General features: G+C 59.9%; 9 protein-coding genes. 4 read left to right on the forward strand and 5 right to left on the reverse strand.

Annotated features, from left to right (window positions below):
- Positions 1-64 precede the first annotated feature (64 nt).
- Complete coding sequence (locus ACE3O2_RS16895; protein ID WP_374339511.1) at positions 65-2,404, forward strand: DUF1631 domain-containing protein; 2,340 nt, start codon at positions 65-67, stop codon at positions 2,402-2,404.
- A 57-nt stretch (positions 2,405-2,461) separates the two neighbouring features.
- Here the strand turns inward: ACE3O2_RS16895 and ACE3O2_RS16900 are convergent, their stop codons facing one another.
- Positions 2,462-3,610: a sugar MFS transporter gene (locus ACE3O2_RS16900; RefSeq protein WP_374339513.1), complete on the reverse strand. Its 1,149-nt coding sequence runs from the start codon at positions 3,608-3,610 to the stop codon at positions 2,462-2,464.
- 171 nt (positions 3,611-3,781) lie between these two features.
- On the reverse strand, positions 3,782-4,948 hold the full coding sequence (locus ACE3O2_RS16905) for a Do family serine endopeptidase (RefSeq protein WP_374339515.1): 1,167 nt from the start codon (positions 4,946-4,948) through the stop codon (positions 3,782-3,784).
- A 15-nt stretch (positions 4,949-4,963) separates the two neighbouring features.
- On the opposite strand from ACE3O2_RS16905, the gene ACE3O2_RS16910 reads away from it, so the two are divergent.
- The gene (locus ACE3O2_RS16910; protein WP_374339517.1) at positions 4,964-5,710 is read left to right on the forward strand and encodes a Nif3-like dinuclear metal center hexameric protein; all 747 of its coding nucleotides are present in this window, start codon (positions 4,964-4,966) and stop codon (positions 5,708-5,710) included.
- Between the two features lie 100 nt (positions 5,711-5,810).
- A complete protein-coding gene (locus ACE3O2_RS16915) occupies positions 5,811-7,835 on the forward strand; it encodes a methyl-accepting chemotaxis protein (protein ID WP_374339519.1) in 2,025 nt (674 codons plus the stop codon).
- 173 nt (positions 7,836-8,008) lie between these two features.
- Here ACE3O2_RS16915 and clpA read toward each other — a convergent pair whose 3' ends face one another.
- Complete coding sequence (gene clpA, locus ACE3O2_RS16920) at positions 8,009-10,267, reverse strand: ATP-dependent Clp protease ATP-binding subunit ClpA (RefSeq protein WP_168878463.1); 2,259 nt, start codon at positions 10,265-10,267, stop codon at positions 8,009-8,011.
- 1 nt (position 10,268) lies between these two features.
- The gene (clpS, locus tag ACE3O2_RS16925; protein WP_168878628.1) at positions 10,269-10,577 is read right to left on the reverse strand and encodes an ATP-dependent Clp protease adapter ClpS; all 309 of its coding nucleotides are present in this window, start codon (positions 10,575-10,577) and stop codon (positions 10,269-10,271) included.
- A 341-nt stretch (positions 10,578-10,918) separates the two neighbouring features.
- On the opposite strand from clpS, the gene ACE3O2_RS16930 reads away from it, so the two are divergent.
- Positions 10,919-11,125, forward strand: coding sequence for a cold-shock protein (locus ACE3O2_RS16930; protein ID WP_168878462.1), 207 nt, complete (start codon positions 10,919-10,921; stop codon positions 11,123-11,125).
- Between the two features lie 64 nt (positions 11,126-11,189).
- Here the strand turns inward: ACE3O2_RS16930 and ACE3O2_RS16935 are convergent, their stop codons facing one another.
- A complete protein-coding gene (locus tag ACE3O2_RS16935; RefSeq protein WP_374339523.1) occupies positions 11,190-12,404 on the reverse strand; it encodes an MFS transporter in 1,215 nt (404 codons plus the stop codon).
- Positions 12,405-12,407 lie beyond the last annotated feature (3 nt).

The raw sequence follows: 12,407 nt of genomic DNA on the forward strand, positions 1-12,407 counted from the left end.
GTTTGCCCGCAGCCCTGGTTGCAGAACAGGGTGGCAGGAATAGTACCCTTTTGGGTGTTTTGCCATGAGTGCTTCCACAAAGCCCGCGAATGTGATCTCGATCTCCGATTTTGATGACCGTCAGAGTGCAAATGGCGTCGACTCACGTCGCTTGCTGCAGGAATGTCGCGATCTGGCGCTGACCACCTTGTCGCGCTCGCTGTCCAGCATGATGGACAAGATCGAGGATGTGTTGTTCGATCTCGCCGAGAAGTCGCATGATCGCGAGCGCAGCAACCTCTATATGAATGCCCGTGGCCTGACCAGTACCAACCGGGCAACCCTGGAAGCCAGCTTCCGCCAGCAGTTCATGGAAGCCTTTGACGCGGCCATTCTGAACCCTAAAGGCCAGTCCGCCAAAATGGGGGACTTTGACTGGGGCTCGCTGGAGCTGTCGCTGGTTGATAACAAGGACTACGAAGAATCGTTGGCGGTGAAAAACATCGCCACCAAGCTGCGCAGCAACTGCAATGAAGAACTGTCCGCGCTGGATCAGCGTTTAGGGGTGCTGTTGAGTTCCCCCGAGCTGGAAGACGAAAGCAGTCCGCTGTCGCCGCACCGCATCTGTGAAGCCTTTGGCAGTGCATGTGACAGCCTGCAGGCTGAGCTGGACGTCAAGTTGATCATCCTCAAACTGTTTGAGCAGATGGTATCGGGTGACGTACGCAGCATGTACCACGAGCTGAACAGCTTTCTGATTGCCCGCAATGTACTGCCCAAGATTCCCCTGGCCGTGCGTCGCCGTAACGCAGCCAACCAGGGATTCAATCCGGAGCAGGCCCGCGCCGCTGAGCAGGAGCAGCCTCAGGCCGCCTCCGCCGCGGATGCTGCGGCCCTGAACCCGGAGCAGGTTGAGCAGGGGCTGATGGCGCTGTTGCAACAGATGGTGCAGCACGGTCGTGCGCAATTGCCGATGTCGCTGGGGGGCGCCGCCATGCCGGTGTCCAATGCCGGTGCCAGTGTACTGCCGGTGCTAGAGCGCTTGCAGCAAGGCGAAATGCCGGATGGTGTTCACTTCCGCTCCAATATCGACTGGACGTCGCTAGAGACCTTGGGTGCGCCCAATGTGCTGCGTGCCCTGAAAGAGGATGTGCTTGACGGTCAGGCCTCGCAGGTCGAAACCCTCACCATCGACATCGTGTCGATGTTGTTCGACTATATCTTTGAGCAGCGTAATATTCCGGCGGAGATCAAGGCCCTGCTGGGGCGTTTGCAGATCCCGGTGCTGAAGGTTGCCCTGCTGGATGCCAAGTTCTTCTCGCGCAAGCAGCACCCGGCCCGCCGTTTGCTGGATGTGCTGGCGCAATCCTCGCTGGGCTGGAGCGCAGAGGCTGAAGGGGGCGATCGCTTCAAGGCGATGGTCGAGCGCATTGTCCAGACCATCGTGACCGAGTTTACCGACGACGTCGGCCTGTTTGAAACACAGGAAGCGTTGTTGCAGCAGTTCCTCGCAGAAGAGGAGCGTCTGGCCGCAGAACTGGCGCAGCAATCTGCGCGGGTGCTGTTTGCCCAGGAGCAGCTGGAAGTGGCGCGCGGCATGGTGGAAGCCGAGCTGCGCCAGCGCGTACAGAAAGCCGATGTGCCCGCGGTGGTGCGTGACTTCCTCGCCAAGTACTGGGGCGGGGCCATGATCGACGCTTACCAGCAGGGTGGGGTGAATGGCGCGCCATGGGCGGAAACCCTGCAAACCATGGATGACCTGATCTGGTCATGCGAGCCGAAGACCTCTACCGAAGAGCGCATGAGGCTGGTGAGCTTGCTGCAACCTATGCTGAAGCGGCTTGAAACCGTGATGGACAGCAAGGAAACGCCGAAGGAAGAAAAGGAACGTTTCCTGGCGGAAATGGTGCGCTGCCACTCCGCGGCCATCAAGGCGGGCATGAAGCCAGACACCGCCGGGCCTCAAATCCGTCAGCCTGTGCCTGATGTCAATATCGAACTGCCCCCTGTGCCTGAAATGCCGGTGCAGCATGAATTGCAACCGGTGGATGTACTGCTGACCGACCTGGTACCGGAACACCTGGAGCCGTTGCCGGAGGTTGAGCAGCCTCTGGTGCCTGCCGATGTGGCCGCGGCGGACCGCTATCTGTGGACCGTGGCACAAATGAAGCGCGGTACTTGGGTGGATTTCATGGCTGACGATGGCATGGTGACGCGCGCCAAACTGGCATGGATCAGCCCGCACAAAGGCATGTACCTGTTTACCAACCGCTTTGGTGGTAATGCCATGTCGATCCCGCGTGAGGCGCTGGCAGCCAAGATGCGGGCAGGCAAGGTTGAGCTGGTGGATGACAGCGCCTTGCTTGATCGTGCGGTGTCGGCGGTGATGGACCGACTGCAGCAGGATGCCGCACCAACGGTCTGAGCGGCGGGGGCTGGCGGTGCCTTCAACCAGATCAAGCCCGGCACTTGCCGGGCTTTCTCATGGCGTGGTGAGGGTCGTACCGGGGCGCAAGGCGCGCGCCAGTAGCGCCAAAGCAATAAAGCAGCCCGTGATGGCAAACATCACCCAGCGTATCGAGCTTTGATCCGCAATCCAGCCCAATATCCAGGGGCCTGCCAGTGAGCCGAGGGAGGCCATGCTGGAGACCACCGGGATGGCGGCCGCACCGTGTCGGCCGGTGGCTGAAAACAGCAGGGGAAAGACGGCCGCATGTCCCAAGCCCACCAGAATGATCCCCAGCAGCATGCCATCCAGGCGCCCAGCCAGGGTCGCTACCCCCAGGCCGGCAGCGGCCAATAGACCTCCGGCTGCAACCAGTTGAGGCGCGCCCCAACGCTCGGCATGGGCATCCGAGCGAAAGCGGCCAATCGTTGCAGCGAACGCAAACAAGGCCAGACTCGCGGCAGCCCATGCCTCACCCGCATGCAGCACCTGATTGAAGTAAGCAGGAAGCCAGCCGTTGATGGCGCTCTCGGTCATGGCTGCCATGCAGCCCAGCGCACCCAGCTGCAGTACGGCCCGCGAAGGGCGTTGAAACAGGTGGCTGGTGCTACGCGGTGCGACCTCATCTTGGATCAAGCGGGGATGGGCGAGGATGAAAACCGCCATGACGGTCATGCCGAGCAGGGGGAAATGCCAGGCAATCGGTAACTGTAACCGGGCTGCCAGCGCGGCCAGAATGGCACCGGTGAATGTGCCCACGTAGAACACCGCGTGCTGGAATCCCATATTGCGTTGCTTGCTTTGAAACTCAAGCAATGCGCCCTGACTGTTGATGGCCACGCCGACGCAACTGCCAATGATCCCCTGCACGAACAAGGCCGCTTGAAGTGTGGCAAGTGATGGCCAGAAGGGGATCAGGCTGAAGCCCAGCCCCATCAGCATGCCACAGCGCAGGCACATGGTCTGGCTACCCCAGTGGTGTAATAGCCATCGGGTGAGCGGAAAAGCCAGCAGCCCTCCCAACCCCATCGACAACAGCAGGCGGCTCCAGCCTAGCGCGTCCAGATGGTATTGCAGCTGCAGTGCGGGCTGGCGCGCAAACAGGCTGCTGCCAATGGCGCCGCAGGCGATAAAGAACACGGCCAGTGCAAGGCGAGCATGGCGGTAGGCGCGATCAGGGGACATCCGGATTCCTGGCTGGACAACGGCATGCACTGCCAGACGGCATCGGTGGGGGGGGCGCGAGGACCGGCAGTGGTGTAACCACTATGATACCAGAGCGCCTGCCATTCTGGCAGGCCGAAAAAGCCGGCTGCCGGAGGCGGGCGGACCACGGTCCGCCCGTCAAGGAAGCGGTCAGCGGCGAGGCAGGCGAGGACGCTTGCCCACGGTCAGCATGACTTCCTGCGACTGATTATTGCGGAGCAAGCGCACTTTCACGGAGATGCCTGGCTTCAATGCGGCAATGATATCCAGCATGCTGTAGGAGTCTTTCAGCGTCTTGCCGTCAATCTCCACCAGCAAGTCACCGGATTTGACGCCAGCCTTGTCTGCCGGGCCATTACGGACCACGCCCGCAATCAGGGCGCCCTCACTGGTATCCAGGTTGAAAGAAGTCGCCAGTTCGGCATTGAGATCCTGCACCTCCACACCGATCCAGCCCCGTGTCACGCTGCCGTTCTGGATGATCTGCTCCATCACGTTGCGCGCGGTGGTGACCGGAATGGCAAAGCCAATGCCCTGCGAACCGCCGCTTTGTGAATAGATGGCGCTGTTGATGCCGATCAGCTGGCCCTTGTGGTCGACCAGTGCACCGCCAGAGTTGCCGGGGTTGATGGCTGCATCGGTCTGAATGAAGTTCTCGAACGTGTTCAGCCCCAGGTGATTGCGGCCCAGTGCGGATACGATACCCAGCGTCACCGTCTGGCCAAAACCGAAAGGCTGGCCAATCGCCAGCACCACATCGCCAACCTTGACCTGCTCCGGGTTGCCAAAATGGATGGCGGGCAAGTCCTTGCCAGCATCAATCTTCAGCACCGCCAGATCCGTATCCGGGTCGGCGCCCACCAGGGTGGCGGTCAGCTTGCGGCCATCGCTGAGGGCGACCTTGATTTCGTCTGCCGCTTCAATCACATGATTATTGGTGATAATGAAACCATCTTTGCTGACAATGACGCCAGAGCCGAGGCTGGAGCTGGGCTCGTCCTCTTCGCTATCCTGGTGATCGCCAAAAAAGCGCTTGAAGAACGGGTCCTCCAGCAATGGATTCTGTGAGCGACGTACCTGTTTGCTGGTAAAGACGTTCACCACGGAGGGGATGGCGGCTTGCACGGCAGGGCTGAAGCTGTTAATGGCCGGTGCTGCCACAGGTCCGGATGCGGCGTGAGCCGTGGGTGGGGGCAGTGTCACAGGGCGCGGTTGCTGAATGGGCAGGCCCCACTCAGGACGAAAAAGCCCCACCACGGCCCAGACGCCAAGACAGACCGTCAGGGTTTGTGCAAAAATCAGCCACAGTTTTTTCATTGGAATAACAAAGAGATGGTACAGGTCGATCAACTGTCGGAGTATACCGCACAATTCCTGAATGTACGTCAGTTCCGCGATTATGCGCCGAACGGCTTGCAGGTGGCCGGGCGGTCACAGGTCAGCAAGGTGGTGGCGGGAGTGTCTGCCAACCGGCTGCTGATTGAGGCGGCCATTGAGCAGCAGGCCGATGCCATTGTGGTTCACCATGGTTTTTTCTGGAAGAACGAAGACCCCTGCTTGACCGGGTGGCGACGCGAACGCATCCGCTTGCTGTTGCAACATGACATCAATCTGTTTGCCTATCATCTGCCGCTTGATGCGCACCCCGAGGTGGGCAACAACGCGCAGCTGGCGCTGCAGATGGGGTGGCAGACCACCGCACAGACTGGTGAGCAGGGGCTGCTGCATCTGGGGACGGGCTCTCAGTGTTCGCTGGCGGAATTGGGGGAGGCCTTGCAGCGGCGTTTGCAGCGTGAGCCGCTGCTGCTGGGCGACCCACAACAAGCTGTGCAGCGCCTGGCCTGGTGTACAGGCGGGGCTCAGGGTTATTTCGAGGATGCCATCGCGGCAGGGGTGGATGTCTTCATCACTGGCGAAGTCTCTGAACGGATGGCGGATATGGCGCGTGAAAGCGGGGTAGCCTTCGTGTCTGCCGGTCACTATGCCACCGAGCAGTACGGGGTACAGGCGCTAGCCGCACACTGGAGCGCGCAGTTCGGGGTGGCCTGCCACTTCGTGCCGGTGCCGAACCCGGTATAAGCCCGCCTTGCGGGGGGGCGGTGGATCGCCTAAGGTGAAGGTGAGGGGCCTATTCATGCGGGAATCTGCGCCACGACAATAATTCACTGGAGCGAAGCTGATGAAAAGTCTGTTCCGTCCCGCGGTCAGTTTGTTCAACCGGCTGGGCTATAGCCGGAAGTTTCTGCTGTTTGCCTTGTTGATGTTGGTGCCTATCGTGGTACTGCTGCTGATGCTGAACCAGGCCATGCAGGACGACATCCACTTTACCAACAAGGAGCGGGATGGTTTGACCTTGCTGGCGCCGGCCAATGACTTGCTGGCCCTGGTGGCCCGGCGGCGAGGCTTGGTGACCGGGGTGGCCATGGGTGACAAGAAGACCATGCCCGCCGCCCTGCAGGCGCATGATCAGAAGATCGGCCAGGCCCTGAAAGCACTGGAGCAGGCGGAGCAATCGCTGTCGGATCGCCTGGGAACGGGAGCAGAGTTCCAGAAGCTGAAAACGGCCCTGCAGACCTTGCCCAAACCCAATGGTGCGGATGCCGAGGCCAATCGCAAAACCAATGCGGCGGCAGTGAATGCGGTGGCGCGCTATATCTCGGCCGTGGGAGACAAGTCGAACTTGATCCTCGACCCGGAGCTGACCTCCTACTACCTGATGGATACGGTGGTAGGTCGCTTGCCCTATCTGCTGGAGTCGGTGGGTGAGGTAGAAGATCTGGCAACGGGCGTGCTGGTGCGGTCCTTCCCGGATGTGTCGGAAAAAGACCCGATGCAGATCTCCCTGTATACCCTGTTGCCCAATATGGACACCGTGACGGGCAATCAGCAGCGTTTGCTGGAGCTGGCTCCGACCCTGAAAGGGGCATTATCGGGGCCGACCGGCAGCCTGGAGGCCGATGTCAAAGCCCTGCGTGATGTGTATGGCAAGGAGGTGGTGGGTACGCTGGCTTACACCCTGCCCGTGGCGGAACTCACCAAGAAGGTGGATGCTGTCAGTGCAGGTATCCAGGCACTGAGTAAAGCCATCTACCCACAGCTGGATCGGCTGCTGAGCGAGCGTATCGCGCGCTCGGAAGGCAAGCTGATGCTGGCTTTCATGGTCATTGCCGTGGTGGTGGTGGTGGCGGTCTACCTGTTCATTGGGGCATTCTTGTCCATTGTTCGTGCCATCAATCAGCTGGAAACCGCATCCTCGCAGATGGCCTCCGGAAAACTGTCTGTGCGGGTGGAGCTGGAAGCCAAGGATGAAACCGCGCGGGTTGCGGCCAGTTTCAACCATATGGCGGATCAATTCAGTCAGCTGCTGCGGCAAGCCTCCGGCTCGGCAGTGGCGGTGGCTGATGCCTCCCGTGCTTTGTCCAGCAATGCGTCCAGTATTGTCGACGGCACCACGCGGCAGGGTGAGGCCGTCATGGCCGCATCCAGTGCAGTGGAGCAGATGAGCGCCAGCATTGGGGCGGTGTCGGACAGTGTTACGGATACGGTCAAGATTGCGGGCCGGGCCAGCTCACTCTCGCAGGAGGGGCAGCGTGCGGTGCACGATGTCGAGCGTGAAATCCATGCGGTAGCGGATTCGGTGCGGCAGGCAGCGCAAACGGTGCAAAGCCTGGCGCAACAGTCGGCGGACATTGGTCAGATCGTCAATGTGATCAAGGAAGTGGCGGATCAGACCAACCTGCTGGCCCTGAATGCCGCGATTGAGGCCGCACGTGCGGGTGAGCAAGGCCGCGGGTTTGCGGTGGTGGCGGATGAGGTGCGCAAGCTGGCTGAGCGAACCTCGCAGGCGACCTCTGAAATCAATCAGAAGATTCAGGGTGTGCAGCACCAGGTCAAGGTCACGGTAGACACCATGATGGTGGGCAATAACCGGGTGGGCCAGTGTGAACAACTGGCACAGCAAGCGGCTGAATCCCTGACCGCCATTTATCAGCAGGCCCAGGCCGCCCAGGAGCGCATCCAGCAGATTGCGGTGGCTGCGGAGCAGCAGAATACCGCCAGCCATAATATCGCGGCCAATATTCAGGATATCGCGGACATGGCGGATCGTAACCGGGCGGTGGTGGAGCAGACGGCGGAAGCCATCCGTGGCATGGAAGTCCGCGTGACAGAGTTGAATCAGTCGGTGCAGCGATTCGAACTGTAAGCCTGCCTCAGGCTTCGCGAGTGAGGGCAAGCCGCTGGGCCATAGTGTGGCTCGCGGCATGATGAGGCGGTTTGTGTGACCTGATGGCCGCCGCGGCAGCAAGGCATGCTTCAGCCCCTCATCTACCCCATGAAAAAACCCCGCCGCAGCGGGGTTTTTTCATGGGGTATTCCTCAGTGACTGAGGGCCGGTTCCGTATCAAACACCAGGGTGACTTGCTCTGCCTCGTCCAAGTCGATGGTCACGTGGCCGCCATCCACCAGCCGGCCAAACAACAGCTCGTCGGCCAGTGCCTTGCGAATGGTATCCTGAATCAGGCGTGACATCGGGCGGGCACCCATCGCCGGATCAAAGCCATGCTTGGCCAGATGCGCGCGCAAGGCCTCGGTAAAGGTCGCGTCCACTTTCTTCTCATGCAGCTGGCCTTCCAGCTGCATCAGGAACTTGTCCACCACCCGCAGGATGATCTGCTCGGTGAGGGGCTGGAAGGAGATGGTCGCATCCAGACGGTTGCGGAATTCCGGGGTGAACAGGCGCTTGATTTCGCCCATTTCATCACCGGCCTCACGATGGGTGGTGAAGCCGATGGTGGCCTTGTTCAGCGTTTCGGCACCGGCATTGGTGGTCATGATCAGGATCACGTTGCGGAAATCCGCCTTGCGGCCATTGTTGTCCGTCAGGGTGCCATGGTCCATCACCTGCAGCAGCACATTGAAGATGTCCGGATGTGCTTTTTCGATCTCGTCCAACAGCAACACGCTGAACGGGTGTTTGGTGATGGCTTCGGTCAGCAGGCCACCCTGCTCATAGCCGACATAGCCGGGTGGCGCGCCAATCAGACGGCTGACGGCGTGACGCTCCATATACTCCGACATGTCGAAGCGGATCAGCTCCACGCCAAGCGTATACGCCATCTGGCGGGCGACCTCGGTCTTGCCCACCCCGGTCGGGCCACTGAACAGGAAGGAACCGATCGGTTTCTGCGGATTCCCCAGCCCAGACCGAGCCATCTTGATGGCAGATGCCAGCGCGTCGATGGCTTTGTCTTGTCCGAACACCACGTTCTTCAGGTCACGGTCCAGCGTGCGCAGGGCATTGCGGTCGTCTGCCGATACCGTTTTGGGCGGGATGCGGGCGATCTTGGCAATGATCTCTTCGATCTCGTGTTTGCTGATGGTCTTCTTCTGCTTCGACTTCGGCAGGATTTTCTGTGCCGCACCGGCTTCGTCGATCACGTCGATGGCCTTGTCCGGCAGATGACGGTCATTGATGTACTTGGCAGAGAGTTCAGCCGCACTGGTCAGTGCCGACGGCGAGTACTTTACACCATGGTGTTCTTCAAAGCGGGACTTCAGACCGCGCAGAATCTGCACGGTTTCTTCCACTGTCGGTTCATTGACGTCGATCTTCTGGAAGCGGCGTGACAGCGCGTTGTCCTTCTCGAACACGCCCCGGTACTCGGTGTAGGTCGTCGCTCCAATGCACTTGAGTGAACCATTGGCCAGCGCCGGTTTCAGCAGGTTGGAGGCGTCCAGCGTCCCCCCCGAGGCGGCACCGGCGCCGATCAGGGTATGGATTTCGTCAATGAAGAGAATGTTGTCCGGGTTCTCGACCAGCAGCTTCAGCACCGCTTTCAGGCGCTGTTCAAAGTCGCCACGGTATTTGGTGCCCGCCAGCAGCGCGCCCATATCGAGGGCATAGATGGTGGCATTGGCCAGCACATCCGGCACGCTGCCTTCTACGATGCGGCGGGCCAGGCCCTCGGCAATCGCGGTTTTGCCGACCCCGGCTTCGCCCACCAGCAAGGGATTGTTCTTGCGGCGGCGGCACAGGATCTGGATCACTCGCTCCAGCTCGTGGTCACGGCCAATGACCGGGTCGATTTTGCCGGCCAGCGCCCGCTCGTTCAGATTCTGGGTGTAGTTCTCCAGTGCCGAGCCGTTGCTGCCTTCCTGCTCGTGCTCGCTGTCCTGCTGTTCCTTCGGCGCGTGCTGCTCGGCGGTTTTCTTGATGCCATGCGAAATGAAATTGACCACATCCAGTCGGGTGACCCCTTGCTGGTGCAAGTAATACACCGCGTGTGAATCTTTCTCGCCAAAGATGGCCACCAGCACATTGGCACCGGTCACTTCCTTCTTGCCGCTGGATTGCACATGCAGGATGGCGCGCTGGATCACACGCTGGAAGCCCAAAGTGGGCTGGGTGTCGATTTCATCATTGCCAGGCACGACCGGTGAGTTTTCCTGAATGAAATCGCTGAGCTGTTTGCGCAGGGCATCAATATTGATGGCGCAGGCTTTCAGCACTTCAATGGAGGCCGGGTTATCCAGCAAGGCTAGCAGCAGATGCTCAACCCCGATGTATTCATGGCGTTTTTGTCTGGCTTCGACAAAAGCCATGTGCAAGGTCACTTCCAGGTCTTGCGCGATCATGTCAATTCTCCTCCATCACGCATTGCAGGGGGTGTTGGTGCTGTCGTGCAAACTGCATAACCTGCGCCACTTTGGTTTCAGCGACATCCTTGACATAGACACCGCATATACCGCGTCCTTGATGATGCACCATCAACATCACCCGTGTGGCCTGTGCCTCGTCCATGTGAAAAAAGTGCTGCAACAGAGCCACCACAAAATCCTGCGGGGTAAAGTCGTCATTCAGCAGGACGACTTTCCACAGGGGCGGTGGTGTGGTTTTGGCCCTTTTTTCGGCAATCCGTTCAATTTCCTGATGCTTGTTACTCATCTGATCCTGCATTGGGGGGAGGTAGGTTATGGCGCCGTCCTTGATTCTGCGGGACATTCGCAACCCGATACAAACACGCCCGGACTGTCTGGGAGTGTAACGCGAAACTCATTGCCCTCCAGTGTTAATTTTTGTCCGGATTGTGGTTTTTGCAAGCGCTACAACTGAGGTTTTTGTAATTGCTTGAAGACACTTGACTTCCCTATGGAAATGCGACTTAATGCGTTGCGTTTGCTCTTTCAAGAGAACGTTGAACCGATTCGATCTGTCGCGCCCTTGAAACTCAAACCTACCCTTGTCACGTAACACTATCAAGTCTGTAAAGCAGGAGCATAAAAAAGATGGCAACTGGTACCGTCAAATGGTTCAACGACTCCAAAGGTTTCGGCTTCATTACCCCGGATGATGGTGGTGAAGACCTGTTCGCACACTTCTCGGCAATCAACATGCCGGGTTTCAAGACCCTGAAGGAAGGCCAGAAGGTCTCCTTCGACGTGACCACCGGTCCGAAGGGTAAGCAAGCTGCCAACATCCAGTCCAACGGCTGATTGTCGGTAGTCTGCAACAAAAAACCCGCCGCTGGCGGGTTTTTTGTTGTCTGCGGCAGGCTGGCTAGAGGCGGGAAGCGGTGGCTTGCAGCGTGGCCCGGCTCATCGGGTAGCACACCTGGTACATCAGTAGCAAGGTCAGGAAGCCGGTCAGGGCAATCACGACCCACCCCAGTGCCGGCAGCCCCCATCGCAAGGCATGCTCGTATAGCCAGCCGCTGGCAATGTAGCCAATACTGCCCGCCAGTGCCATCCCCAGGCTGGCCAACCCCAGATACGAGCCGCGCATGCGGGCATCAATCCGGCTGGCCCCCGCTTCTTGCAGCGCCGGGTCGCCCAGCACAATACCAAGCAGGAACAAGGTCAGCGCTGGCCACAAGGTCAGGTTGTCATTGGCCATGCCCACCAACAGCAGGCCCAGCACCATCAGGCTCATGCCGGTGATCAGGCGGGCCTCACAGCGCCAGCGCCCGGCCAGCCAGCGTGCCAGCGGATACTGCACGCACAGGGTGAGCACCATTTCCAGTGTATAGAGCCAGGCCACATGGGTTTTGCCACTGATGCGGCTGATCAGCATGGGCAGAGTAGACATGACTTGTAGCCACATCAGCCAGTAGCCCGCCGTTGCCAGCACAAAGCGCGCATAGGGTTTGTCCTGCCAGGCGGTACGCAAGCCATGGAACAGATTATCCTGCCGCACACCCACCCGAAACGCCGGCAAGAAGCGCAGGGTGATCAGGGAAGCCAGGCCAAAGCTGACGGCGCCAGCATAGGCCACCCAGCGGAAGTCCCAGTGCAGCAGCCAGCTGCCCAGAGCCGCACCGCCGCTGGCACACAAGGTGCCGAGCATCCCGAGCAGGGCATAGTAGCGGGCGCGCTCGGCCGGGCGGGTCAGCTTGACGATGGTGGCCGTCTTGGGCGCGTCAAACAAGGCGCCCCCAATGCCCGCAATGACACAGGACAGCAGTAAGCCTGCCATGTTGTTGGCTTCTGCCAGCACCAGGAAAGAGGCTGCACGCGTGGCCAGACCGGCTGCGATCAGCGGCTTGCTGCCCCATCGGTCTGCCATGGCACCGCCAAACAGGCCTAAGCCTTGCTGGGTCAAGGAGCGCAGGGCGAGCCCGGTGCTGACCAGGGTGGCTGACCAGCCCAAGTTTTCCACGAAGTGAACCGTGATCATCGGGAAAACCAGATAGAAGCCGGTGATCACCAGCAGGTTGTCAAACAGGACCAACCACTGTGAGTGGAGGCGGATGCGGTGGGGCGAGCGGGCAGACATGGC

Origin of the sequence: Leeia sp., from assembly GCF_041909055.1 — a bacterium.
GTDB lineage: Bacteria > Pseudomonadota > Gammaproteobacteria > Burkholderiales > Leeiaceae > Leeia > Leeia aquatica.